The organism is Clostridium sp. 1001275B_160808_H3, assembly GCF_015550425.1.
In the GTDB taxonomy this organism is placed as follows: Bacteria; Bacillota; Clostridia; order Clostridiales; family Clostridiaceae; genus Clostridium.
The window spans coordinates 1-25,316 of record NZ_JADNAT010000016.1 but is presented as its reverse complement, the minus strand read 5'-3'; the positions used below and the strand labels follow the sequence as shown (position 1 = coordinate 25,316).

General features: G+C 27.4%; 24 protein-coding genes, 1 pseudogene and 1 other annotated feature. Of the genes and pseudogenes, 19 read left to right on the top strand and 6 right to left on the bottom strand.

Annotation, left to right across the window (positions count from 1 at the left end; translation table 11 throughout):
- Positions 1 to 151 precede the first annotated feature (151 nt).
- Positions 152 to 973, bottom strand: coding sequence for an N-acetylmuramoyl-L-alanine amidase (locus I2A75_RS12620; RefSeq protein ID WP_195265006.1), 822 nt, complete (start codon positions 971 to 973; stop codon positions 152 to 154).
- A 234-nt stretch (positions 974 to 1,207) separates the two neighbouring features.
- On the opposite strand from I2A75_RS12620, the gene I2A75_RS12615 reads away from it, so the two are divergent.
- From I2A75_RS12615 to I2A75_RS12585, 7 genes are all read left to right on the top strand, one after another.
- Positions 1,208 to 1,768: a helix-turn-helix domain-containing protein gene (locus I2A75_RS12615; RefSeq protein WP_195265004.1), complete on the top strand. Its 561-nt coding sequence runs from the start codon at positions 1,208 to 1,210 to the stop codon at positions 1,766 to 1,768.
- A gap of 19 nt (positions 1,769 to 1,787) precedes the next feature.
- Positions 1,788 to 2,582: a rhomboid family intramembrane serine protease gene (locus I2A75_RS12610; RefSeq protein ID WP_195265001.1), complete on the top strand. Its 795-nt coding sequence runs from the start codon at positions 1,788 to 1,790 to the stop codon at positions 2,580 to 2,582.
- 223 nt (positions 2,583 to 2,805) lie between these two features.
- Positions 2,806 to 3,579 carry a DUF4116 domain-containing protein gene (locus I2A75_RS12605; RefSeq protein ID WP_195264989.1) on the top strand — a complete coding sequence of 258 codons (774 nt, stop codon included), beginning with the start codon at positions 2,806 to 2,808 and terminating at the stop codon, positions 3,577 to 3,579.
- A gap of 19 nt (positions 3,580 to 3,598) precedes the next feature.
- Positions 3,599 to 4,684, top strand: coding sequence for an AAA family ATPase (locus I2A75_RS12600; protein ID WP_195264987.1), 1,086 nt, complete (start codon positions 3,599 to 3,601; stop codon positions 4,682 to 4,684).
- 13 nt (positions 4,685 to 4,697) lie between these two features.
- The gene (locus I2A75_RS12595) at positions 4,698 to 6,041 is read left to right on the top strand and encodes a VWA-like domain-containing protein (RefSeq protein WP_195264985.1); all 1,344 of its coding nucleotides are present in this window, start codon (positions 4,698 to 4,700) and stop codon (positions 6,039 to 6,041) included.
- Between the two features lie 146 nt (positions 6,042 to 6,187).
- Positions 6,188 to 6,844, top strand: coding sequence for a hypothetical protein (locus tag I2A75_RS12590; protein ID WP_195264983.1), 657 nt, complete (start codon positions 6,188 to 6,190; stop codon positions 6,842 to 6,844).
- A gap of 342 nt (positions 6,845 to 7,186) precedes the next feature.
- Complete coding sequence (locus tag I2A75_RS12585; protein WP_195264981.1) at positions 7,187 to 8,056, top strand: methionyl aminopeptidase; 870 nt, start codon at positions 7,187 to 7,189, stop codon at positions 8,054 to 8,056.
- A 71-nt stretch (positions 8,057 to 8,127) separates the two neighbouring features.
- Here the strand turns inward: I2A75_RS12585 and I2A75_RS12580 are convergent, their stop codons facing one another.
- On the bottom strand, positions 8,128 to 8,457 hold the full coding sequence (locus I2A75_RS12580; protein WP_195264979.1) for a HesB-like protein: 330 nt from the start codon (positions 8,455 to 8,457) through the stop codon (positions 8,128 to 8,130).
- A 381-nt stretch (positions 8,458 to 8,838) separates the two neighbouring features.
- On the opposite strand from I2A75_RS12580, the gene I2A75_RS12575 reads away from it, so the two are divergent.
- Both I2A75_RS12575 and I2A75_RS12570 read left to right on the top strand, forming a co-directional pair.
- Positions 8,839 to 9,579 (top strand): hypothetical protein, encoded by a 741-nt coding sequence (locus I2A75_RS12575; RefSeq protein WP_195264977.1) that lies wholly within the window; start codon positions 8,839 to 8,841, stop codon positions 9,577 to 9,579.
- A 111-nt stretch (positions 9,580 to 9,690) separates the two neighbouring features.
- Positions 9,691 to 10,260 (top strand): VTT domain-containing protein, encoded by a 570-nt coding sequence (locus tag I2A75_RS12570; protein WP_195264974.1) that lies wholly within the window; start codon positions 9,691 to 9,693, stop codon positions 10,258 to 10,260.
- Positions 10,261 to 10,309: 49 nt separating this feature from the next.
- On the opposite strand, the gene leuS is transcribed toward I2A75_RS12570, so the two are convergent.
- Positions 10,310 to 12,760 (bottom strand): leucine--tRNA ligase, encoded by a 2,451-nt coding sequence (gene leuS / locus I2A75_RS12565; RefSeq protein ID WP_195264972.1) that lies wholly within the window; start codon positions 12,758 to 12,760, stop codon positions 10,310 to 10,312.
- A 51-nt stretch (positions 12,761 to 12,811) separates the two neighbouring features.
- Positions 12,812 to 13,014 (bottom strand) — a binding site (T-box leader).
- Between the two features lie 160 nt (positions 13,015 to 13,174).
- Here leuS and I2A75_RS12560 point away from each other — a divergent pair.
- The 4 genes from I2A75_RS12560 (at position 13,175) to I2A75_RS12545 (ending at position 15,783) form a co-directional block, all read left to right on the top strand.
- Positions 13,175 to 13,543 (top strand): CoA-binding protein, encoded by a 369-nt coding sequence (locus I2A75_RS12560; protein ID WP_195264970.1) that lies wholly within the window; start codon positions 13,175 to 13,177, stop codon positions 13,541 to 13,543.
- Between the two features lie 25 nt (positions 13,544 to 13,568).
- Complete coding sequence (locus tag I2A75_RS12555; protein WP_195264968.1) at positions 13,569 to 13,931, top strand: YccF domain-containing protein; 363 nt, start codon at positions 13,569 to 13,571, stop codon at positions 13,929 to 13,931.
- 197 nt (positions 13,932 to 14,128) lie between these two features.
- Complete coding sequence (locus tag I2A75_RS12550; RefSeq protein WP_195264966.1) at positions 14,129 to 15,487, top strand: MATE family efflux transporter; 1,359 nt, start codon at positions 14,129 to 14,131, stop codon at positions 15,485 to 15,487.
- 80 nt (positions 15,488 to 15,567) lie between these two features.
- Positions 15,568 to 15,783 (top strand): hypothetical protein, encoded by a 216-nt coding sequence (locus tag I2A75_RS12545; RefSeq protein WP_195264964.1) that lies wholly within the window; start codon positions 15,568 to 15,570, stop codon positions 15,781 to 15,783.
- A gap of 66 nt (positions 15,784 to 15,849) precedes the next feature.
- On the opposite strand, the gene I2A75_RS12540 is transcribed toward I2A75_RS12545, so the two are convergent.
- The 3 genes from I2A75_RS12540 to I2A75_RS12530 are packed head-to-tail and all read right to left on the bottom strand — an operon-like array spanning position 15,850 to position 17,898.
- Positions 15,850 to 16,344, bottom strand: coding sequence for a hypothetical protein (locus I2A75_RS12540; protein ID WP_195264962.1), 495 nt, complete (start codon positions 16,342 to 16,344; stop codon positions 15,850 to 15,852).
- Between the two features lie 32 nt (positions 16,345 to 16,376).
- Positions 16,377 to 17,000, bottom strand: coding sequence for a J domain-containing protein (locus I2A75_RS12535; RefSeq protein WP_195264960.1), 624 nt, complete (start codon positions 16,998 to 17,000; stop codon positions 16,377 to 16,379).
- 1 nt (position 17,001) lies between these two features.
- Complete coding sequence (locus I2A75_RS12530; protein ID WP_195264958.1) at positions 17,002 to 17,898, bottom strand: DUF5685 family protein; 897 nt, start codon at positions 17,896 to 17,898, stop codon at positions 17,002 to 17,004.
- Between the two features lie 176 nt (positions 17,899 to 18,074).
- Here I2A75_RS12530 and I2A75_RS12525 point away from each other — a divergent pair, with 176 nt between their 5' ends.
- The 6 genes and pseudogenes from I2A75_RS12525 to I2A75_RS12500 form a co-directional block, all read left to right on the top strand.
- Complete coding sequence (locus tag I2A75_RS12525) at positions 18,075 to 18,965, top strand: polysaccharide deacetylase family protein (RefSeq protein WP_195264955.1); 891 nt, start codon at positions 18,075 to 18,077, stop codon at positions 18,963 to 18,965.
- Between the two features lie 691 nt (positions 18,966 to 19,656).
- Positions 19,657 to 20,733, top strand: a complete 1,077-nt coding sequence (locus tag I2A75_RS12520) for a BMP family ABC transporter substrate-binding protein (protein WP_195264953.1) — start codon at positions 19,657 to 19,659, stop codon at positions 20,731 to 20,733.
- A gap of 121 nt (positions 20,734 to 20,854) precedes the next feature.
- Complete coding sequence (locus tag I2A75_RS12515; RefSeq protein ID WP_195265121.1) at positions 20,855 to 21,532, top strand: DUF554 domain-containing protein; 678 nt, start codon at positions 20,855 to 20,857, stop codon at positions 21,530 to 21,532.
- Positions 21,533 to 21,988: 456 nt separating this feature from the next.
- The gene (locus tag I2A75_RS12510; protein WP_195264951.1) at positions 21,989 to 23,077 is read left to right on the top strand and encodes a BMP family ABC transporter substrate-binding protein; all 1,089 of its coding nucleotides are present in this window, start codon (positions 21,989 to 21,991) and stop codon (positions 23,075 to 23,077) included.
- A gap of 180 nt (positions 23,078 to 23,257) precedes the next feature.
- A complete protein-coding gene (locus I2A75_RS12505) occupies positions 23,258 to 24,778 on the top strand; it encodes an ABC transporter ATP-binding protein (protein WP_195264949.1) in 1,521 nt (506 codons plus the stop codon).
- Positions 24,778 to 25,316 (top strand): annotated as a pseudogene (locus tag I2A75_RS12500) (ABC transporter permease); the annotation flags it as partial. The gene I2A75_RS12505 and the pseudogene I2A75_RS12500, both read left to right, overlap by 1 nt.

The window sequence follows — 25,316 nt, the reverse complement described above, 5'->3', positions numbered from 1 at the left end:
AAAAAGTGAAAGAGTTGAGGAAAAAAATCCTTTAGGGATTTTTTAATAGAAAGTGATTGACACTTATGTATTTTAATTTGCGTAGCAAAACAACCTCAATTCTTTCATTTCTTAATTTTTTCATTCTTTCTCTAATGAATTGTTTTAAAATTTATTTCTTTTCCTTAGATTCTCGAGCTTTTAATAATTCTTCTTTATTATTTTCAATATAACTTAAAATAGCTTCATTTATAGCTTTTGCACAAGCTTCTTGACCTCTATTTGATTTAAGATATCTTTCATCTGAGTAATTACTTAAAAATCCAAGTTCTATTAATACTGGAATACTTGGATTTAATTCTAAGACAGCAAGAGCATCATCTCTATCTTTATAAGTTTTTAATCCTCTATCCTCTGTATACCTTAATTTTAATAAAGCATTTTGTATAGTCATCGCTAGATTTTCACTAGATTCACTAGATGGCTTATACCAGGACTCCAATCCTTTAGCATCTGTATCATCATAATTGCTGTTACAGTGTAGCGATATAAACAAATCTGCATTAAATACATCAGATATCTTAATTCTTTCTTTTAAACTATCATTAGCTGTTTCAAGCCAAGGAAGCGAATCATTAGTTCGTGTATAAACAACTTTTACTTTGTTAGATTCTAATAGTTGTCCAAGTTTTAGAGACATATTTAATACTATGTCCTTTTCAAGAACTCCAGTACTACCTTTTGTACCAGCATCCCAATCGCCATGCCCTGGATCAATACAAACTATAAATTCAGTTTCACTAGAAGATCCAGTAGTAACTTTTTTATTTATAGAGTTGCTATTATTGCTAATTTTATTATTTAATAATAAAATTAATGATAGTACACAAAAAGCACTTAATAAAAGAGAAATGCGTAATATTAATTTTCTTTTTCTTTTTCGTTTATAGAGAAGTTTTCTTTTGTATGCGATATTGAATTTTTGATTTTCCATAATACATACCTCTTATTTAATTATAGTAGTTTGTTTTAATAAGTTAATTTAGGGGGAAATTTTCTTAGCTATAAAAGGTTTTTTCATAGGCATTTTTCATGCAGAAATTTATATAATATTATTATACTTAACATAATGCTAATTGTAAATAAATGGAAAAGAATAAGCGAGATTTACTTGGTTGATAATATAAGAATATTAATATAAACTATACTATAAGAGGGGGGAAGTTTTATGCCGAAAATATTACAAAATCCAAGAGAAACAATATTAAAAGAGGCTTATACACTTTTAAAAGAGCAGGGATATAGCAACTTTAGTATGAGGGAGTTAGCTAGTAAAAGTGGAATAGCTTTAGGAACAGTTTATAATTATTTTGATAGCAAAATGGCATTAGTTAGTGAAATATTTAATAATAAATGGATAGAGATATTAGAAGAATTAAAAGAGGTTAAGGAAAAAGAGATAGCATTTGAAGAAAAGTTAAAATTAATATATCTAGGATTAGAAAAGTTTTTAATATATCATAAAGAAGTATTTTTTGAATTGACTAAAAGTGAAAAACAAGAAGAAAGTAAAAAATCTCATGGTTGTAAAAGATATAATGTACTAGATCCTTTATATATAATTGTAGATGAAATAATAGAATTACATAAAGAAAATAAAGACATAAATATTGATATAGAAACTAGAAAATTAACTTCATTTTTAATAAGTAATATGATTACAATAACTATGAAAAATAAAGAATTTTCAATTGATGATTTAATTTATATAGTTACAAATAAATTATAAAAGGAGTACATCTTAAGTTATGAGTTTATTGAATAAATTAGAAAAAAAGTTTGGAAAATTTTATATAAGAAACTTAATGCTAATAATTGTAATAGGAAATGCTTTTGTATTTGCACTTACAATGATGAATGGAGGAGATTCAACATTAATAAATAATATAAGTTTGAATCCTCAAAGAGTGATGCAAGGAGAAGTTTGGAGACTTGTAACATTTATATTTGTACCAGAGGCAAGTAGTATAATTTCTTTATTATTTTCACTATATTTTTATTATTTAGCAGGAACAGGTCTTGAACATGAATGGGGTGGATTTAAACTAAATATATATTATTTAGTAGGGATGATAGCAACTATAGTTGTCTCACTTTTAACAGGACTTCAAGCAACTGGAACATTGATTAATTTATCTTTATTTTTAGCATTTGCTAGAATTTATCCTGATTTTCAAATATTATTATTTTATATAATACCAATAAAGGTCAAATATTTAGCAATATTTAATTGGATTATAATAGGTTTTGATTTTATTACTGCAGGATCTTTAAAAGGTATGATATTAGTATTGATTCCTGTAATTAATTATTTGATATTCTTTGGAAAAGATATAGTAACAGGAACAAAGAGTGGAGCAGTAAACTATCATAGAAAACAAAAATTTCAATCTCAAGTGAAACAAAAAGAAATTCTTCATAAATGTGTAGTATGTGGAGTAACGGAAAAAGACGATCCAAGTATGGAGTTTAGATATTGTTCAAAATGTTCAGGAAAGCAATGTTATTGTATAAATCATATTAGAGATCATGAGCATAAGTAATATAGATTAAAGGTAAAGGTATTTTGAGATACTTTTACCTTTTTTATTTATAAATTGAGATGTAATTGTTTTATTACCATTTAGTTAACAATAATTATCAAATAATAGTAATAGTAATTATCATTTAAATATAGTATAATGTAAGTAACATAGAGAGTACATATTAACTGGAAAAAGTTGATTTTTAACTAAATTGATTTTAAGTGATGAGGAAGGAAAAGACATGGAAAATAATGATTTAAAAAAGATATATGATAACCCTTTATATATAAGATATATAGAAAATCCGAGTGCAGAATTAATACTTGAAGCTGTTAAAAAGAATGGGTTAGCAATAAGATATATAAAAAATCCAACAAATGAAATGATAGAAACGGCAATTAGAAATAATCCACTTGCAGTTGAGTATATAGAAGAATTAAGTGAAGAAAATGCAATACTTTCAGTTAGATTATTATGGAATTCACTTAAATATATAAATAATCCTAGTGAAAAAGTAAAGCTTGAAGCAATTAATGCAAAGGGATGGGCAATTCAATTTATAAATGATCCAAGTGAAGAAGTACAAATAAAAGCTGTATCTAAAGATTATGATGCAATAAAATATATAAAAAATCCTTCTGAGAAGGTTCAAATTAAAGCAATTAAAAAATATTGGGCAGCAATAAAATTTATAGATAATCCTACTTTAGAAGCTAGAAGAGAAGCTGTTAAAGGAAATGAAGAGGCTATTAACTATATTGATTTTAATTTAGATGAATTAAGAATATTAATTGGAGATAACATAAAAATAGTAAAATATGTTTATGATTCTATAGATGTAGATTTTGTAGTTAATGTAGTAATAGATAAAGTAAAGGAAGATCTTATAGATGAAAAGTATATAAAAGACTTTTTAGAACTTGAAATTTTAGAAATGGACAAAGTTAATTTCATAAGAGAGTATGGAAGCAAAAAGGCTAAAATTTTATTAGTAGATTATAAACTTTCAAGATAAGGCAAATAGAGGTGATAATATGAAATTTTCAGAAGCTATAAGTACTATAGAATTAGTTTTAGAATCAGGAAGTGTACCATTAATAATAGGAGAAGCTGGGATAGGTAAAACTTCATTAGTAAAAAGAATATGTAAAAGTGATAATTATTATTTAGTTAACATAGATGCTAACCTTTTAAAGGAAGGTGAGATTGGCGGATTACCAGTAGTTGAAAATGGAAGAACAAAATATGCAACTCACTATAAACTTATTGAAATGGAAGAAGCAATAGAAAATAGTAATTATGATGGAGTATTACTATTCATAGATGAGTTAAACAGATGTGAGCATGCAGTTCAACAAGAACTTATGAATTTAATTTTAAATAGAGAAATAAATGGATATAAGTTAGCAGATAAAGTGAAAATAGTTGCTGCTATGAATCCTTCTAATAAATATGATGGCTTTGAAGATAGTGATTATCAAGTTGTTGATATGGATAAAGCTCAAGAAGATAGATTTGTATGGATAGAATTAGACTCCGATATAAAAGAATGGATTAAATGGGCAATGAGTGATGATGGCAATATTCATGATCATATAATTGAATTTTTATCAACATTCCCAGAGTATTTAAGTACTCCAAATTCAAAAGAAACTATAAAGGCAACTCCAAGAAGTTGGGAAAGAGTTGCTAAGGCATATAATATTTATGTAAAAAACATTAATAATTACTCAGTAAATATATTCTATAATGTTGTAAAAGGTAATTTAGGAGTAAGTATTGCAACAGATTTTATCAATTACATTAAGAATATAAAAAATCCATTAATTAAACCAGAAGACTTATTCTCATATATTATTATACCTATAGAATTAAAGGATGAAATAAGAAAAGAAAGTCATTCAAGGTTATATATTTTAGCTAAGAATTCCTTAAGATACTTAGAAGAAAATAATACAGAAAATAATAGAAAACTATTTGGAGATCTATTAACTTGTTATCCAAGAGATTTAAGACTTGGTATAATGAAGGAAGTTAAGAGTGATTCAAGTGAAGTTTTATATAATGATTTATTAAATGAAGATACATTCTTAGATGCATTCTTTAATATTTTTGAATAAGGAATGATTATATATGTTATTTGAAGATAAGCGTAACAGTTTGTTAAAGCAAGCTTTAGATATAAAGGAAAATGCTAAAATAGATAGTAATTTTGAAAGAGAGTTTTTTTCTTTGGTAGAATCAGTAGTTATAGGAATGTTAGAAGGTGAAGATAGCTTTTTTGGGCAATTCTTAGTAAAAATAGAAAGAAGTATAAGATTTAATATCACATGGCCATTAGCTACTATCCCCAAAATGCAAGGTTTTAAAATGTATTTTAACCCAGTATTATTTTTAATGTGTGATAAAAAAGAAATGCAAGCTCTTTTTAAACATGAAATATATCATATAATGTATGGTCATCATCAAAGAGAAAGAGAGCTTAAAAATAAATATACTACTACAGCTGTTAATTTAGCATTGGATATTTCTATAAATCAGTTTATAAAAAATTTACCAACAGATAGCTTTAAAATTGAAACAGTAAATAGAGAATATAGTTTAAGCCTAAAAGAAGATAATGCCATTGAAGTATATGCAGAGAAAATTGAAGAGGCAATAAAGTTAAAATTATCTAAGAGTACAAAAGCTGATAAAAGTGATGCTATTGGAGATATAATAGATATTTCAAAAGCACATGATGTTTGGGAAGAAAGTACTTTAAATTATGATTCAATAAAGGATATGACTAAAAAAGTAGCAATAAGTTCTTTTAGAGGCAAAGCTCCAAAGGATATAGAAGCAATTATAAAATCATATACAGAAAAAGCAGAGATATCATGGCAACAATTATTAAAAAAGCTGATACCATCTCTTAGAGCTGGTGAAAAGAAGACTATAACAAGACGGAATAGAAGACAGCCTGAAAGGTTAGATATAAGAGGAACACTTCCTAATAGTATTCCAGAGGTTATAGTTGCAATAGATATTAGTGCATCTATGAGCGAAGAAGAAGTCTATAAGATAATGATTGAAATATTAGAGATAACTAGAACTAGAACTAATAAAATTACTGTTATAGAATGCGATAATGAAATTAGACATGTTTATGAAATGAGATCTAAGAATGATATTAAAAAAAGAGTTTCTAATATTGGATCAACTAGATTTTCACCAGTATTCAAATATATAAGAGAAAATAAGCTACGAAATCATGTTCTTATATATTTTACAGATGGGGTAGGTGAAAAGGAATTAGAAGTTAAGCCTTTGAATCCAAATACAATTTGGGTATTAACAGGATATGAAGAATTATCTTTATCAAATCCTTATGGACAAATAAAAAGAATAGAAGGTAGATTAGAAAAAGGTGAAGGTGGTACTGCTGGATTAGAGATGATTAAGGAGTATCAACAAGAACACGGAAGATATTTTTAAATAAAAAAATAAGAATGAAAATTTGATGGAATTGCATAGCAAACTCCATTAAGTTTTCATTCTACATTATTTAACTTGGTAAAGTATTCCCAATACTGGTATTAGCCAATAATTTATGGTATAATACAAAATTGTGGGGGTGCATTATGAAATCTTATAAAATAAGTAAAAATAATAGTATTCTTTTAATAGTATTTGTATTGATTGTAAGTCTTTTGATAAACGTTTACACATCGGTAATGAATTCACGCTACAAAATATTAATAGGAAAAGAAACTTATAAAAGTGTTGAAGAGATAAGAAGTAGAAATGAAGGTGTATTAAATACATTAAATCAATGTATTAAAGCAGGAAGTATTAGTAATGAGGAATTATTAACATTATATAAAAGCTATAGTTCAATATCTGAAGAGTTTACAAGTTTATGGGCAAACTATAGAGATTATGGAAAAGAAGAAATTGTATCTATAAAGAAAAAATCAAAGATATCAAAAGAGATACCTAATGAAGTTTATTCTAGAATTGAAAGTTTACTATTTGAATACTTAAGTTTTGAAATGAAAAACCATAATGAGAAGATTATCTTAGATGGTGAAACATTAGATAATTTTGAAGCTATGAGTAATATGGCTACTCAATTAGATGCGTTTTACAAAGAATTTAACGAGGACAAATTTAAAAATGTAGATGAAGAAGATAAAGAATTACTTACAATTAAGAAGGATTACTGGATAGATGTTCTAGAAGGAATGAATTCTATAATGGATCCATATTTAAATTATGAATTTACTATAAAGAATTAATTTGAAATACTCTAAAAATAGAGTATTTTTTCTTTTAATAAATATAATGGTGGATATAATAATTAATAAATAAATTTATGAATGTAAGGAATATTTTTATTTATTTTATTAAAGTTATTAATAAATATAATAAATTTAATAAGATTTCTTATTTCAACTAAATTTTAAGTTTATAATAAAAAATATGTGATATATTTATAGTATAAGAAATAATAAGTAGTATTAGTTAATATAAGTTCCTAATATTTAAGCCACATTTAGTTATAGTAGAAATATAATATAAAATGACTATTTAAGATGGAATACATATATTATAACTATACGATTTTTAGGAGGTTTAATATGAATTTAAATAGAAATGATCAATGTTGGTGTGGAAGTGGCAAAAAGTACAAGAAGTGCCATATTGAATTTGATGAAAAATTAGAAAGCTTAAAATTGAGAGGTTATGAAGTTCCAACTAGAGATTTAATAAAGAATAAAGAGCAAATAGAAGGGATTAAAGAAAGTGCTAAAATAAATAACGCAGTATTAGATTTAGTGCAAGAAAAAATTAAAGTTGGAATGACTACAGAAGAAATAAATAAAATAGTTCATGACCTTACTGTTAATAGTGGAGCAATACCAGCACCATTAAACTATGGAGGATTTCCAAAGAGTGTTTGTGTGTCTATTAATGATGTTGTATGTCATGGTATTCCAAGTGAAGATACTGTTTTAGAAGATGGTGATATAGTCAATGTAGATGTATCAACTATTTATAATGGATACTATTCTGATGCATCAAGAATGTATATGATAGGTAATGTAAGTGAAGAGGATGCAAAGCTTGTTAGAGTTGCTAAGGAATGCTTAGATAAGGGATTTGAAGCAGTTAAGCCTTGGGGATTCTTAGGTGATATAGGAGCTGTGATACAAGAACATGCAGAAGCAAATGGTTTTTCAGTTGTAAGAGCTTTTGGAGGACATGGAGTAGGCTTGAAGTTTCATGAAGATCCTTTTGTAGCTCACTATGGCAAAAGAGGAGAAGGAATGGTTCTAGTTCCAGGAATGATATTTACAATTGAACCTATGCTAAATGAAGGTACTTATGAGGTATTTGTAGATGAAGATGATGAATGGACTGTTTTCACAGAGGATGGTGGATATTCTGCACAATGGGAATATACTGTTTTAGTAACAGAAGATGGAGCTGAAATAATAGCTTGGTAAAATATAATAGAAAAAGCTGTATCAAATTAATGATACAGCTTTCTTTATGTTAAAGCATAACAATTTTTAAATTAGTGACATCCGCCACCGCAAGATCCACATCCACCTTCAACTTCGATAACTGGTTTAAGAGATAATCCTCTTCCTTCATTTTCGTCAGTTGAAAGTAATTTGAATCCACCGAATTCATCAACTAGTTTTTCTTCTACTACGAAAGTAATGTCGTTAACTTTTTGAGTAACGTCTCCTTCTTTTGCTTCATCAACAGATATATTGAAAGCAGGACCACTACATCCAAATCCAGCTAAGTTAATTCTTATACTGTAGTTATCAACTTCATTTTCATCTAAAAATGATTTAAATTCGTTGTATGCTTCTTCACTTATTATTATTTTATCCATATTATTCACCTTCTATTATTAAATGATAATTTATATCACTAGTATAACACAGTATATTTAAATATCAAGAGTTTTTTAATGCAATATATAGTAAATTTTAATAAATAGTTATTGTCATTACTATATATTGTAAATATAATAATTAATATAAATAATAAAATTATATAAATTATTATAAAGGATTAATATTTTATTAAATGAATATATCAATCATAGAATATGCTAATATTTTTAATTACATAGGTTATTAATTGAAATATATGAGTATATTAAAGAAGAAACAATTTTATTGAGGAGAAAATGTTTATTATAGAAAATAAAATTTTACATAAATTATTATATGTAATTTAATTATTATTCATTCAGAAGGGAAGTATTATTTTGAAGCCATATGACAGAACTTATTTAGTAGACAAAATAAATGAATATAATAACTTAATAACTTTGGGGAAAGTTGGAAGTTTTGAAATAAAGAAAGTAAATGAAAAAAAAGATTTCATTAATGGATATATGTATAGTAAGAAAGAAAATATAGATTTAAATATTTTAGAGTTACACGGACCTAATAATATATGGATGAAAATTTCTCCACTAGAAATAGAAAGCTCTTATATGTTTATAAAATATGCAAAAGGAAGAGTTGGGGTAGTTGGCCTAGGATTAGGGTATGTAGTTCAAGAATTAGCGAAAAAAGAAGATGTAACTGAAATTGTAGTTTATGAAATAGAAAAAGATATAATAGATTTATATTGTTCAAATTTTGAAAATAACCTTAAAATAAAAATAATAAATGAAGATGCTTATAAGGTTACTGGTGAAAGCTTTGATTTCTTTTATGTAGATATATATGAGTATAAACTTACAGAACAAGTAGTGGATGATTATGTTAAATTTAATAAATTGCATAATATAGAGGAATATTTATTTTGGGGAATGGAGCATTTTTTATTAAGTTGTAAATATGAAGAAATAGTATGGGTCTATATACCAGAGCTGTGGATGGAAATAAGCAAAAATATATTTATTGCGCTTCAAGATTCAAATCTTTTAGAGTATTATAAGCAATTAGACGAGAAATTAGTAAGCGATGTATTAAAAAGTTTTAAAGTAGCATTAGATTAATAAAGATGTTATAATTTGCTTTTAAAGAGACAACTAAATTTATTGTAAAATCTATCAGTATGGTATTTATAATAGATAAATTTATTAAGGACGGAAATTAAGGTTTAAAATATGTTTAATTTAGATAACATAATTATATTATTTCAAAAATATAGTATGTATGCTATTCCTATATCAATATTGATAAGTACAATAATTGCAATATTAGGAGTAGTGCCATCGATAGTTGTAACAGGAGCAAATATTATATTTTTTGGAGCTTTTGAAGGTTTTATAATTTCAGTACTTGGAGAAACTATAGGAGGTTATATAAGTTTTATAATATATAGACTAGGATTTAAAAAAGGAGCAGAAAATATTAAAAATAAACATAGATTACTAAAAGCAATAGTTGATGGTGAAGGAAAGAATGTAGGGTTTCTTATATTTGAAGGTAGATTGGTACCATTTATACCTTCAGGCTTTGTTACTCTTGCAGCAGCTATTAGTAATGTGAAAGGATTTATATTTATAACGGCTACTTTTTTAGGAAAAATACCATCTATAGCTCTTGAAGCATTAATAAGTTATGATTTAATTAATATTGAAGAAAATTTTCTTAGACTAATTATAACTTTATTAGCAATATTGTTATTATATATAACTTTAAAGAATATAAAAAGGAATAAAATTAAAGGGTAAAGTAGATTTAGTACTTTACCCTTTTTAAGATATGATATATTAATTAAATTTATTTAACAACTATATTTACAAGTCTTCCTTTTATAACTATTACTTTAACTATATTCTTGCCTTCAGTTGCAGCAACTATACTTTCATTAGCTAAAGAAGCAGCTTTAATTCCTTCTTCATCTAAATCAGTTGAAACATTTATTTTTGCTTTAATTTTACCATTAACTTGAATAGCTATTTCAACTTCATCTTTAACTAAAGCCTTTGGATCATATGTTGGCCAAGTTTCGTTGAATATTGAGAAATCTAATCCAAATAAACTCCATTGCTCTTCAGTAAAATGAGGTGCAAAAGGTGCTAGAATTTTTAAGAAGTCTATGCAAGTTTTCTTTAAGAAATCTAAATTCTTAATATCTTCTTGCAAGTATTTAGAAAAAGCATTAACAAATTCCATCATTCTTGCAATTGCAGTGTTAAATTGGAATTTATCAGCATCTTCAGTTACACCTTTAATTGCATTATGTAACCAGAAGTTTAATTCTTTTTCAGCTTTATCTAAAGTAGTTTTATTGTTTTTGTTAGATTCAATGGCTTCTCTAGCTATATCAAGATATCTTTCTATTCTATCTACAAATCTTGCAACAGACTTAAGTCCATCATCGCTCCAAGCTCCACCTTCAATGTAAGCAAATCCAAACATTAGGTACATTCTAAATACGTCTGAACCATATTCTGAAATATAGTCATTTGGAGAAATAGTATTTCCTTTTGATTTACTCATTTTTAATCCATCAGGTCCAAGAATTAATCCTTGGTGAGTTAATGATTTAAATGGTTCATCAAAATCTAAATATCCCATATCTCTTAAAGCTTTAGTTATGAATCTAGCATATAATAAATGCATACAAGCATGTTCAGGTCCACCTACGTATTTATCTACTGGAAGCATTTTATTTACTATATCTTTATCAAAAGCTTTTTCGCTATTTTTGCTATCAGGATATCTTAATTGATACCAAGATGAGCATACAAATGTATCTAAAGTATCAGCTTCTCTTTTAGCTGGTTTTCCACACTTTGGACAAGTTGTATTTATAAAATCTTCACATTTTGCAAGTGGAGATTTTCCATCTGGAGCAAATTCAACATTGTATGGAAGTTCTACTGGCAATTGATCTTCAGGTACAGGTACAGTTCCACAATGCTCACAGTGAATCATAGGAATAGGAGCTCCCCAATATCTTTGTCTAGATACTAACCAGTCTCTTAATCTATAATTAACTTTTGAAGAACCAAGATTCATAGATGATAATTTTTCAACTATCTTTTCTTTAGCTTCTTCAGTAGTTAATCCATCGAATTCTCCAGAGTTAACTAACACTCCATATTCGCAATAAGGTAATTCAGTACTATCACCATTTTTGCTAGTTATAACTTTTTCTATTGGTAAATTAAACTTTGTGGCAAAAGCATAATCTCTTTCATCATGTGCAGGAACAGCCATAACAGCACCAGTTCCGTAAGTTGATAAAACATAGTCTCCAATCCAAATTGGAACTTCTTTATTGTTTATAGGATTTATAGCATAAGAACCTGTAAATACACCAGTTTTTTCTCTTGATAAAGATTGTCTTTCTATATCAGATTGCTTTTTAGCTTCTTCTTTGTAGTTTTCAACATCTTCTTTATATTCTGAAGTTGTAAGTTCATCAACAAGTGGATTTTCAGGTGCTAAAACAACATAAGTTACACCATTTAATGTATCAACTCTAGTAGTAAATACATCAAATTTTATATCGGAATCTTTAACCTTAAACGTAACTTCTGCACCAGTAGATTTACCAATCCAGTGTTTTTGCATAGCAACAGTTTTTTCTGGCCAATCTAAAGTATCTAGTTTTTCTAATAGTTCATCAGCGTAATCAGTTATTTTTAAGAACCATTGAGTTAAATCTTTTTTTGTAACCTCAGTTGAACATCTTTCACAAGCACCTTCATGAACTTGCTCATTAGCTAAAACTGTATTACAAGATGGACACCAATTTACAGGGGCTTTTTTTCTATAAGCTAATCCTTTTTCATATAATTTTAAGAATACCCATTGAGTCCATTTATAATAGTCTGGGTTACATGTGATAACTTCATTATCCCAGTTAAACATAGCTCCCATAGCTTTTAATTGTTTTTCCATAGTGTCTATATTTTTATCAGTTGAATCCTTTGGATGAATTCCTGTTTTTATTGCAAAGTTTTCTGCAGGAAGTCCGAATGCATCAAATCCCATTGGTTGAAATACATTATATCCTTGCATTCTTTTCATTCTAGCCCATGAATCAACAGGTCCATAGTTAAACCAATGTCCTGCATGTAGTTGGCTACCTGAAGGATAAGAGAACATTTCTAAAACATAAAGTTTTTCTCCTTCCTTATTTGGGTCAAATTTATAAAGATTTGTTTCTTCCCATTTATCTTGCCATTTTTTATCTATGGAAGTTCCATAATTAGCCACAATAATTCCTCCTTAAAAGTAAAAATAATATAAAAAAACCCTTCATCTCAATTAAGAGACGAAGGATATATTCGCGGTACCACTCTTATTAGAAAAATAATATTTTTCTCACTCAAATATATAACGGTTTCCCGTACTTGCTTTTAACAAGTAAGCTCATAGGCAAGTTCTTATAAGTTAAACACTGTTTTTCAGCAACCAACAGCTCTCTAAAGAATAACATTTATAATACTACTCCTAATCAATGCAATAAATATATAATTTTAATATACTCAATTATATATTTTATTACAATATAAGTCAACAACCTCAAAATAGTAAATTATATGAACTAAAATATATTTAGAAATTTGTTGATGAAAAAGAGACAATTGGATATATTAATCATATAAAACTTAAAGGGAGGTAAAGGAAATGAATATAGAAGAGTTAATGAAACTTAAAAATTGGGTTGTTATAGGTGATGTTTCTAATGAAACAAAATATGCAAATAAGATTTTAAATAAGTTTAAATTAAAAGGATACAAAGTAAGTGGAGTTCATCCTAAAGGTGGGGAAGATATTTACACTAATTTAAAAGAGGTTCCATATAATATAGAGGCTATTGATTTATGTATAAATGCAAAATATGGGATAGAGTTTTTAAAAGAAGCAAGAGAATTAGGAATAAAAAATGTACTAATACAACCAGGTGCTGAAAGTGATGAAATATTAAAATATTGCAATGAGAACTCTATAAATACTATAGAAAACTGTGCATTAATTCAGTTGAATCATATATAGGATTAAAATAAAGGGGGATGCAAGCATGTCTTGTTTAGGAAATTTAATTTGGATTATATTTGGAGGCCTTTTTAATGCATTAGCATGGCTAGGATTTGGATTATTATGGTGCATTACTATAGTAGGAATTCCAATAGGACTTCAATGTTTTAAAATGGCTAGTCTACAATTTGCTCCATTTGGAAAAGAAGTTGTTACTAAAAATGATAGTGGTTTAAATTTATTGCTTAATATATTATGGATTATATTTGGTGGATTTGAAATGTGTATAGCAAATTTAATTAGTGCTTTCTTTTTATGTATTACTATAATTGGAATACCTTTTGCAAAGCAATCATTAAAGTTAGCTAAGTTATCATTAATGCCATTTGGTAAAGAAATAATATAAAGTTTATGGTTAAACTGTAAATTTTATATGTATTAAGTAAAATTAGGTTTAATGTTTCTCTTTTTAGTAGTATCATATTGTATAAGTTATAACGAAAAGTAATCTTAATTATAACTTAATTAAGTATTATATAAGTTTAATTTTTGAAAATTAACTTATAGAAAGGATAAATATAGGTACGATAAGGAGAGAAGTATATGTCTAGAGTTAGAACTAATTTGGGGGAAGGATCTGTAGGAAAACTATTAGTAAGTTTAGCGCTCCCTGCTATTGTAGCACAATTAGTGAATGTGTTATACAACATAGTTGATAGAATATTTATAGGAAGAATGGCAAATGGAGAAGTTGCTATGGCTGGAGTAGGGGTAGCTTTCCCTATTATAATGATAATATCAGCATTTTCAGCTCTTATAGGTATGGGTGGAGCTCCTCTTGCAGCAATAAAAATGGGTGGAAAAGATGATGATGGTGCTGAAAGGATTATTAGTAATAGTTTTTCTACTTTAATAATTATTGGATTAATATGTACAATTGGATTTTTAATTTTTAGAGAAGATTTATTATGGGCTTTTGGAGCTAGTGAATCAACTATAGGCTATGCTGTTGATTATTTAACTATATATTTAATAGGAACAGTATTTGTTCAAATAGCTCTTGGAATGAATCCATTCATAAATACACAAGGTTTTGCTAAAATTGGTATGATTACAGTAGTAATAGGAGCTGTAATAAACATAGTTTTAGATCCTATATTTATTTTTGGACTTAACTTGGGCGTAAGTGGAGCTGCTTTAGCAACTATACTTTCACAGTTTGTTTCTGCAATTTGGGTGTTAACCTTCTTGTTTGGTAAAAAGAGCATACTAAAAATAAGAATAAACTATTTAGTTCCTAAATTAAAGGTATTACTACCAATAGTAGCTTTAGGGGTTTCGCCATTTATAATGCAATCAACTGAGAGCTTAGTATTGATAAGTATGAATAATAAACTACAACTTTATGGTGGAGATTTAGCAGTTGGGGCTATGACTATAATGAGCAGTATAATGCAAATTGTTACTTTACCATTACTAGGACTATCACAAGGAGCGCAGCCTATAATAAGTTATAACTTTGGAGCTAAAAATATAGAGAGAGTAAAAAGAACCTTCAAATTATTATTAACAAGTTGTCTCATATATACATTTGTTATGTGGGCTTCTTTAATGATATTCCCAGAAATTTTCGTTGGTATATTTAATAATAAAAAAGAGCTTGTAGAAATAACTTCATGGAGTATGAGAATATTTTTTGGAGGAATTTTTATGTTTGGAGCACAAATAGCATGTCAGCAAACATTTTTAGCGTTAGGGCAAGCTAAAATATCTCTTATTATGGCATTACTTAGAAAGATAGTTTTACTTGTGCCACTTATATTTATACTCCCAATGTTATTTGAAAATAAACTGAAAGCTGTATTATTTGCTGAACCAATTTCAGATATAATTGCAGCATTAACAACAATTACTGTATTTATAATATTTTATAAAAAGACTTTTGTTAAAACAGTAGAATAAAAATATAAATATGATATACTTTAAGTTACATATATTGTATTTTGTTTTTAAATATTATAAAGCTTTGGGGGGATAACGTTTTGAGTGGTAGTGAAAATAAAATTTTATTTAAAGAAATAAAATCCTATGAGGAAGCTTATTTTTATAATTCTTCACCAGAAGAAAGAAATAAAGCAACTATAAAAAATAGTATTGAAGATAAAAAGAAAAGTAGTAAAGTGAAAAGATTTTTTGAATCCCCTGTAGGAGAGATAATTGAAAGTGCTATCGAAATATTTTTTGATATATTAAATTAGTGAAATTATAATATTTATAAATATAATAATGGTCTAGATTTTAATATAAAATCTAGACCATTTACTTTAAATTTTATTGTGTATTCTTTGCATATAAAATGAAATTAATAAAGTTAATGCATAATCAAAAATTAAGAATATAGGTTGTGCTACAATCCATAATAACCAAAGAGGAAGCTTGGTTATTTCTATTGCTGTAAATGACTTAAATACAAAAAGAGATATAAATAAAGAAATATTAAAAAATATCATCTTAAGAAATATTTCTAAATATAATTTATTTAACTTTTCAATATAGTATTTAACTATTCCATATATTCCAAAGAATAAAACATATAGTAAAATTATATTTATGGGCAATATAAAGAAACCAATAATAGATGAAGCAATATATACAAAGAAAGCACTTTTAATAGATCCTTTAATTAGCGCAATTGGAATTAATAATGATGCTAACGTAAGTATACTAATTGTACTTATAGGTAACAACAAATTTAAGTATAAAATTATGTTAGTAAGTGCTACTAAAATAGCGCTTAAAGTAATTTCTTTAGCTTTCATAACTTAAAACACCACCCATTAAGAAGTTAGGGCTAACAACAACCTATAAGGTCACCACCCATACATTCGCATATTGAATCTAAGCACCATAGATTTATACAACAATCACAAGCATTAGCATTATTTGATCCAGTTGTTCTATAATAATTATTGCTATATGATTGAGTTCTTTGATGAAGAGAGTTTAGAGTTTGTCTATATTCAAAATTATTAGGATCCATATTTACAGCTGTTTGAATATGCTTTAGACCTGCATCAAACCAACCTTTATTTGTTAACAATATTCCATATAAGAAATTCCATTCTGCATTTCTGTTATTAGACATACTGTTAAGTCTATTTTCAGCTTCAGCAAAGTTTCCATTTTGAATAAGCCTTCTTATTTCTGAAAACATATAGCTATTATCGTTTGATGAACTATTTGAGCTGTTATATGATGAATTACTAGTGCTTGAACTGCTATATGAGTTTCCAGCATTTTTAGTAAGTGCATCATAAGCAGCATTAATATCTCTCATTTTTTCTTCAGCTAAGTCTTTTAATGGATTATCACCATATTGATCAGGATGATATTGTTTTATTAAATTTCTATAGGCCTTTTTTATTTCTTCTTGAGTTGCTCCAGGCTTTAAACCTAGTACTTCATATGGATTCATTTTATTTGTCACTCCTTTTATCTTCTCTAGTATTATTTAATATTCCAACATATTTATCCATCATACCTAATTCTAAAATGTTTTTAAGGATATCTTCATTTCTTTTTAAAGGTAATTTTGAAAGTATATCTTTACAATTATATGAACAATTTAAAATTGTAAAATCTAACCTTCCTTGAATTAAAGGAATTAATTCTTCATATGGTTTATTTTCTTCATTAAATAAATAATTTATTGGATTGAATTTTTTCTTTTCTATATCATCCTTTAAATCATCAAAAGCATCTATAAGATATATCCATTTTCCTAAAGTATATCCAAGTTTATATAATTCATTTCTTAGGGCTTCGCTATCATTAATAAATTCATTAGGATAATATCTTAGTATATTTCCAACTATATCACTAAATGGATGGCATATTTCATCTATAGATGAGAAATTCTTATTTTTTTCTAATTCAGTTAATGTTCTAAGATTAACTCTTATAATATCGTTAATATCATCTATAGATTTATTAATTTTCTTTTGGTATGGATAAAGTATTTTTTCAAATACTTTACTTTTAAGATTATTATCATCTTGAATATCATCTTTCAATTTATGATAATAAAGTGCTAAGTTCATTGCAGCGGCATAATGTAATGCATCATTATTAACAATTACTGGCTTTTTATCTGTTGGGTGAGCAATACAACGCTTAATTTCAATATTAGGTTCTTTAATTGATATAGAATCTAAAAGTATTGCTAAAAATGTCATATCATAATTTAATACCATTCTTGGTATATTACCAGCACTATTTTTTAATTGAAAACATAAGCCGCAATAATAACTTCTGAATTTTGTAAAGTCCTTCACTTTAAGCTCTGCTTTTAGAGGAGTTACGTATCCAAACAATAAAAACACTCCTTAATATTAGTTTAGATTAATTATACAAAAATAAAGTATCATTAACAATAATTTAAAGAAAAATAAGGAAATATTAAAAAAATAGAAACAATTACAAATGGAGTTGACAAAATATTCCTAAAAATGTATAGTCGAAATATACAAAGAAAAGGGGATATATGGTAATGAAAAAATCGATAAAGGTTATAACTATCTTATTTATAATTTTAATTATAGGCTTTGGAGGAAAACTTATATTAGATAGTAAAACACAGCCTGCAAATACTGATATTCAGAACAAAGAAAGTGATGTAGATATATCAAATGGAGAAGATGAATCTCAAAAGGAAGAAATTAAAGAAGAGGAGAATAAGGATGACGAAATTAATTATTTAACTTTAGATGTAAATGAAGTTAAAATTCCTATATTAATGTATCATTCCATATCAGATAGTGATCCTAATAATACTTTACTTGTTCCAACCTCTCAATTTGATGAGCAAATTAAGTGGCTTAAGGAGTCAGGATTCACTCCGATGTTACTTGACGATGTTATAGAGGCGTTTAATACTGGTAAAGTTCCAGAGAAACCAGTTGCAATAACATTTGATGATGGATATGCAGATAATTATACTGATGCATATAGAATATTAAAACAGCATGATATGAAAGCTACATTTTTTATAATAACAGATAAAACTGATGTTGATGGATGGTATATGAATTCGAATATGCTAAAAGAAATGAGTTCGAGTGGCATGGGAATAGAAAATCATACTTCTAGACATATAGAATTTACTCAAATATCAAGGGAAGATAAGATTGCAATAATTAAAGAAGGTATTGAAAAATTAAAAGAAAAAGTCGGAGTAGATAGTAAATATATTTGTTATCCAGTTGGTAGATATGATGATGAAACAATAGAAATAGAAAAGAAATTAGGTATAAAAGCAGCTGTTACAACAGAAGGAGGAATTTCAAGTCTTTCTGATGGGGTATACTCATTAAAAAGAGTTAGAATATCTCCTATGAATATTGAGGCTTTTAAGAATATATTTAGTGATTTTATAGAATAATAGAAATAGGATGTGATTATTTCATATCCTATTTCTATTATTTTTTATATATCACTATTTATATATAAATATAAAGATATTAAATATGTAGTTATTCCTAAAAATATTTCAGCTGTAGAGGTTTACTAAGTTATATGATTAAGCTTCGATATTTAGCAATTGCTAAATTGAAATTTAAAATTTATTGTAGGGAATATCATTTATTATAATATTATGCCTAATAAAACTTTTGATTTGCTTATAAACTACACTATAATGTTTAGATAATGATAATAGCATACGTTATTTTTCTAATATGCGTACGTTAATTGTGAAAGATTAATTATTGTAAGTGATAAATAATTTGAATTTTATATTGAAAAAATACTGTAAAGGCTTAAGAAATAAGTACTTATAGAAAATTTTATTTTAAATTCCGAAATAGAACTTGAAAATGGTTTGTGCAGTAATATTCGTATCAATTGAATGATATTTAAAAAAATATAAATTAAATGTTTTAAAATATGTCTGAAAAGGTTTGTTTATAATGTTATATGTCGCAATGATGAAAATAATGTTACGAAATTATTGTAATACCGAATTATATATTGTATAATTTTTTTAAAGTTCGAATAAACAACTTTTGAATAATTAAACTACAAATGTTAAATTACAAATATTAAATTACAAAAGTCTAAGGAGGATTTTTAGAATGAAGAAAAGAGCAATAGCTTTGGCTTTATCAGCACTTATGGTAACTGGTTTAGTTGGATGTGGAAACAAATCAGAAGGAGCAGAAAACGGTGTTAAAGTAGGGATGGTTACTGATGCAGGGACTATTGATGACAAGTCGTTTAATCAAGGTACTTGGGAAGGAATTAAAAAGGCTGAAGCTGAATTGAAAATTAATAGTAACTATTTAAAGCCGGCTGGAACAACAGAATCTGATTATATGAAAGAAATTGTAAATCTTTATGATACAGGATATAAATTTATAGTAGCTGTTGGATTTAAGCTTGAAACATCTATTTTCCAAGCTCAAGATAAGTATCCAGATGCTAAGTTTGTACTAATTGATGGAGCACCAAACAATGGAAAAAATGGAGAAGACAGAGTAGAAAAAATTGGAGAAAATTCAGTTGCAGTTAATTTTGCTGAACAAGAAGGTGGATTTTTAGTTGGAGTTGCAGCAGCACTTCAATTAAAAGAAGGTGATTTAGGATTTATAGGTGGTATGGAAATACCTTCAGTTCAAAGATTTAGCTGGGGATTCCAACAAGGTGTTAAATATGCAAATGATAACTTTGGAACAAATATGAGTATTAAAGAAGAAAATATAGTTTATCAAGGGACATTTGATAATGTAGCGGCAGGACAACAATTAGCAGCAACTATGTATGATAAAGGTGTTAAAGCTATATTTACAGCAGCTGGTGGAGTTGGTGTTGGAGCAATAAATGAGGCAAAATCTAGAGCTATTGCTGGTAAAGAAGCATGGATAATAGGTGTTGATGCTGACCAATATGAAGATGGTATATATAAAGATGATAAATCTATAATCTTAACTTCAGCTATGAAGAAAGTAGATGTAGCAACTTTCGATATAATTAAAGATGAATTAGATGGAAAATTCCCAGGTGGTCAAAATTTAACATTTGATGTTAAAAATGACGGAATTGGTCTTCCAAATGAAAATCCTAACTTATCTGAAGATACTATTAAGCAAGTAAATGAAGTTTATAACAAAATTAAAAATGGCGAGATAACAGTAAAAAGTGATTCTATATAGCAATTAAAAAATAGGATGTGAATTATTTCATATCCTATTTTTATTATTTTAAATGGTTGGTGAAATTATTTTTATATAGTAAAATTATTGAGAATTTAGTAAGAGGAAGAGGATGATAAAAATGATAGGGACAATAATTAATAGTTTAGCTATAGTAGTTGGCTCAATAGTAGGACTTTTTGTAAAAGAAAAAATTAATGAAAAAATAAGCAGTACTATAATGAGTGGACTAGCGTTATGTGTTATTTATATAGGGATATCGGGAGCATTAAAAGGAGAAAATACAATTGTGATGATTATTTCTATAGCTTTAGGTGGTTTTATAGGTGAGGCAATAGATATAGATTTAAAACTAGAGAAGTTAGGCAAAAGAATAGAAAGAAAAGTAAATAAAAATGGAAGTACTATATCTATTTCAGAAGGGTTTGTTACATCTACATTACTATTTTGTGTAGGAGCAATGGCGATTGTAGGAGCTTTGGAAAGTGGATTGAATAATGATTATAGTACACTTTTAGCAAAGTCTATATTAGATGGAATTAGTGCTATTATATTTTCATCAACATTAGGTATAGGGGTAATACTTTCAGCAATTAGTGTCTTTATATATCAAGGAAGTATAACCATAGCTGCTGGCATGTTAACAAATGTACTTAACAATATAGCTATAACTAATATAACGACAGTAGGAAGTTTACTAATTATAGGTTTGGGTTTTAATATGATAGGTATAACTAAAATTAAAGTATCAAATTTATTGCCTGCAATAATAGTTGCAATAATATTAAGCTTTATATAATTTAATTTTTTTATAGAGTAGATTAATATTTATAAATAGTGATAATAGTATACACTATTTATGGATATGCGTATATTAATTATTTGAAATTAATTAATGTAAGTGGTAAATAAATTGAATTTTATATTGAGAGGATGTAATGAAAGCTTGAAAAATAAGTGGTTACAGGAGTTCGAGTGCTGGAAATAAGATCTGATCTACAATATGAATTCTATACTAATATTCGTATTTTGTAATGAATATATAAAAAATAATAAATAAAATATCGAAAAAGTATATTTGAAAAGGTTTCTTTATAGGGTTATATGTCGTAATAAGAAAAATAATGTTATAAAAATTATTGTAATAACGAATTATATATTGTATAATCTTTTTGAAAATTCGAATGAAGAAACTTTTAAAATAATTAAGTAACAAATTATATTAAATTACAAAAATCTAAGGAGGATTTCTAGAATGAGAAAAAGAGCAATAGCTTTAGCTTTATCAGCACTTATGATAACAGGTTTAGTTGGATGTGGAAACAAATCAGAGAAAGCAGTAAATGATGTTAAGGTAGGTATGGTTACTAATGCAGGTACTATTGATGATAAGTCCTTTAATCAAGGTACTTGGGAAGGAATTAAAAAGGCAGAATCTGAATTGAAAATTAGCAGTAACTATTTAAAGCCAGCTGGAACAACAGAAGCAGATTATATGAAAGAAATTGGAAATCTTTATGATACAGGATATAAATTTATAGTTACTCCTGGATTTAAATTTGAAACATCTATTTTCCAAGCACAAGAAAAATATAGTGATGCTAAATTTGTGCTAATTGATGGATCTCCTAACAATGGAAAAAGTGGAGCGGATAGGATAGAAAAAGTTGGGGAAAATTCAGTTGCAGTTTATTTTGCTGAACAAGAAGCTGGATTTTTAGTAGGAGTTGCAGCAGCAGTTCAATTAAAAGAAGGTGACTTAGGATACATAGGCGGAATGGAGATACCTTCAGTTCAAAAGTTTAACTGGGGATTCCAACAAGGTGTTAAGTATGCTAATGAAAATCTTGGAACAAAGATGAGTATTAAAGAAGAAAATGTAGTTTATCAAGGTTCATTTGATAACGTAGCAGCAGGACAACAATTAGCAGCAACTATGTATGATAATGGTGTTAAAGCTATATTCGTGGCAGCTGGAGACGTTGGAGTTGGAGTAATAAATGAAGCAAAAGTTAGAGCTACAGCTGGTAAAGAAGCATGGGTAATTGGTGCTGACGTTGATCAATATGTTGATGGTATATATAAAGATGATAAATCTGTAGTTTTAACTTCAGCAATGAAGAAATTAGATACAGCTACTTTTGATATAATAAGGGATGAATTAGAAGGAAAATTCCCAGGTGGTCAAACTTTAACATTTGATGTTAAAAATGATGGAGTGGGTCTTCCAAATGAAAACCCTAACCTTTCTGAAGACACTATTAAGCAAGTAGGTGAAGTTTATAACAAAATTAAAAATGGTGAAATAACAGTAAAAGTTGAAAAGGGTGATTTAATAAAGTAATTTAATAAATTTTAGTGTATTTTATTGCATTGCCTATGATATGGAAAAAGACGGAGGTGCCGTCTTTTTCTTGTATAAAGCTTTAATTGGATTTATTTAACAACTGATGAGAATAAATAAATTGGCTTGTATAGATATAGAGAAGTATTTTAAATATTAGATATATAGGGAGGGTAATTCATGAGTTATGTAGTGGAGATGCTTAATATTCGCAAAGAGTTTCCAGGGATTGTAGCAAATGATAATGTAACATTACAACTAAAAAAAGGCGAAGTACATGCTCTTTTAGGTGAAAATGGTGCAGGTAAATCTACATTGATGGGAATGCTTTTTGGAATGTATCAACCAGAAGCTGGTGTAATAAAAATAAAAGGAAAAGAAGTTAAAATTTCTAGTCCAAATGTGGCAAATGATTTAGGAATAGGAATGGTTCATCAACATTTTAAATTAGTTGAAAACTTTACTGTAACAGAAAATATAATTTTAGGTTGTGAACCTAAAAAATTCTTAACAGTAGATATAAAAAGTGCTGCTAAAAGAATTGATGAATTATCAAAAACTTATGGCTTAAATGTTGATCCATATGCAAAGATAGAAGATATATCAGTTGGTATGCAACAACGTGTTGAGATTTTGAAAATGTTATACAGAAACGCTGAAGTTCTTATATTTGACGAACCAACAGCCGTTTTAACACCTCAAGAAATTGATGATTTAATTAAAATAATGCAAAATCTTATAAAAGAAGGAAAGTCAATAATTTTAATTACACATAAGCTGAAAGAAATAAAGGCAGTAGCAGATAAATGTACAGTTATAAGAAGAGGTAAATGTATAGGAACAGTTGATGTTAAAACAACTACTGAAGCTGATATGGCTAAGATGATGGTTGGAAGACAAGTTTCATTTAAAGTAGATAAGAAAGAAGCAACTCCAAGTGAAGAAGTATTAAGGATAGAAAATTTATCTGTTAAAAATAATAAAAAAGTTCTAGGGTTAAAAGATTTTTCTTTAAATGTAAGAAAAGGTGAAATAGTTGGTATAGCTGGGGTTGAAGGAAATGGGCAAGTTGAGCTAGTTGAGGCTATAACAGGTATGAGGAATGTGGATTCTGGTAAGATATTCTTCAATGGAAAGGATATTACAAAAACGTCAATAAGAAGTAGAATTGATGCAGGAATTGCACATATTCCAGAAGATAGACATAAAAGAGGACTTATTCTTGATTATACTATGGAAGATAATATGGTTCTTAAGGTTTACAAAAATAAGCCATTTTCTCAAAATGGACTTATAAATAAAGCAAAAATTACTGAATATGCTGATCACATTATAGAAACTTTTGATGTGCGATCTGGAGAAGGTGGGAAATCAATAGCTAGATCTTTATCTGGTGGTAATCAGCAAAAAGGTGTAATTGGACGTGAAATTCAATCAAATCCAGATTTACTAATAGCTGTTCAACCAACTAGAGGATTAGACGTAGGGTCTATAGAATACATACACAAAAGACTTGTTGAACAAAGAGATAGTGGAAAAGCTGTGCTTTTAGTATCTCTAGAATTAGATGAAGTGTTAAATGTTTCAGATAGAATTGCGATTGTTAATAATGGTGAACTTATAGGAATAGTAAATGCCTCAGAAACAGATGAAAATGAAGTTGGACTAATGATGGCAGGAATAAAGAGAGGTGAAAGCTAATGGAAAAAAATCAAGGCTTAAAATCTATTATGGCTGTTATTTTAGGAATTATAGCAGGCGCGATATTAATGGCGGTTATGGGATTTAATCCTCTTGAAGGATACGAATTCTTATTTAAGGGTGGATTAATGAACCTAGAAAGAATAGGTAACACTATAGCTACTGCAACTCCATTAATGCTAACAGGACTTTCAGTTGCCTTTGCATTTAAAACAGGATTATTTAATATTGGAGCACCGGGCCAAATGTTATTTGGAGGATTTTGCTCAATTGCAGTAGGTCTATCTTTAGATTTACCTAAAATAATCCTTGTTCCTATTGTTGTATTAGCAGGGATTTTAGGAGGAGCAATATGGGCTACAGTTCCTGGAATTTTAAAAGCTAAATTCAACGTTCACGAAGTTGTATCATCAATAATGATGAACTGGATAGCTTATTGGATAGTGTATTATAATATTCCCAAATATTTCAAAGGTGAATTCTTAGAAACTGAATCAAAGATGTTAGCAGATTCAGCAACTTTAAGAGCATCTTGGTT

Excerpts from the sequence above, each read along its gene's own strand:
- I2A75_RS12505 (WP_195264949.1), top strand. The coding sequence starts at position 23,258 with ATGAGTTATGTAGTGGAGATGCTTAATATTCGCAAAGAGTTTCCAGGG.
- I2A75_RS12520 (WP_195264953.1), top strand. The coding sequence starts at position 19,657 with ATGAAGAAAAGAGCAATAGCTTTGGCTTTATCAGCACTTATGGTAACT.
- I2A75_RS12615 (WP_195265004.1), top strand. The coding sequence starts at position 1,208 with ATGCCGAAAATATTACAAAATCCAAGAGAAACAATATTAAAAGAGGCT.
- I2A75_RS12590 (WP_195264983.1), top strand. The coding sequence starts at position 6,188 with ATGAAATCTTATAAAATAAGTAAAAATAATAGTATTCTTTTAATAGTA.
- I2A75_RS12525 (WP_195264955.1), top strand. The coding sequence starts at position 18,075 with ATGAAAAAATCGATAAAGGTTATAACTATCTTATTTATAATTTTAATT.
- I2A75_RS12620 (WP_195265006.1), bottom strand. The coding sequence starts at position 973 with ATGGAAAATCAAAAATTCAATATCGCATACAAAAGAAAACTTCTCTAT.
- I2A75_RS12610 (WP_195265001.1), top strand. The coding sequence starts at position 1,788 with ATGAGTTTATTGAATAAATTAGAAAAAAAGTTTGGAAAATTTTATATA.
- I2A75_RS12580 (WP_195264979.1), bottom strand. The coding sequence starts at position 8,457 with ATGGATAAAATAATAATAAGTGAAGAAGCATACAACGAATTTAAATCA.
- I2A75_RS12605 (WP_195264989.1), top strand. The coding sequence starts at position 2,806 with ATGGAAAATAATGATTTAAAAAAGATATATGATAACCCTTTATATATA.
- I2A75_RS12595 (WP_195264985.1), top strand. The coding sequence starts at position 4,698 with ATGTTATTTGAAGATAAGCGTAACAGTTTGTTAAAGCAAGCTTTAGAT.
- I2A75_RS12555 (WP_195264968.1), top strand. The coding sequence starts at position 13,569 with ATGTCTTGTTTAGGAAATTTAATTTGGATTATATTTGGAGGCCTTTTT.
- I2A75_RS12540 (WP_195264962.1), bottom strand. The coding sequence starts at position 16,344 with ATGAAAGCTAAAGAAATTACTTTAAGCGCTATTTTAGTAGCACTTACT.
- I2A75_RS12560 (WP_195264970.1), top strand. The coding sequence starts at position 13,175 with ATGAATATAGAAGAGTTAATGAAACTTAAAAATTGGGTTGTTATAGGT.
- I2A75_RS12535 (WP_195264960.1), bottom strand. The coding sequence starts at position 17,000 with ATGAATCCATATGAAGTACTAGGTTTAAAGCCTGGAGCAACTCAAGAA.
- I2A75_RS12600 (WP_195264987.1), top strand. The coding sequence starts at position 3,599 with ATGAAATTTTCAGAAGCTATAAGTACTATAGAATTAGTTTTAGAATCA.
- I2A75_RS12585 (WP_195264981.1), top strand. The coding sequence starts at position 7,187 with ATGAATTTAAATAGAAATGATCAATGTTGGTGTGGAAGTGGCAAAAAG.
- I2A75_RS12510 (WP_195264951.1), top strand. The coding sequence starts at position 21,989 with ATGAGAAAAAGAGCAATAGCTTTAGCTTTATCAGCACTTATGATAACA.
- I2A75_RS12550 (WP_195264966.1), top strand. The coding sequence starts at position 14,129 with ATGTCTAGAGTTAGAACTAATTTGGGGGAAGGATCTGTAGGAAAACTA.
- I2A75_RS12570 (WP_195264974.1), top strand. The coding sequence starts at position 9,691 with ATGTTTAATTTAGATAACATAATTATATTATTTCAAAAATATAGTATG.
- I2A75_RS12515 (WP_195265121.1), top strand. The coding sequence starts at position 20,855 with ATGATAGGGACAATAATTAATAGTTTAGCTATAGTAGTTGGCTCAATA.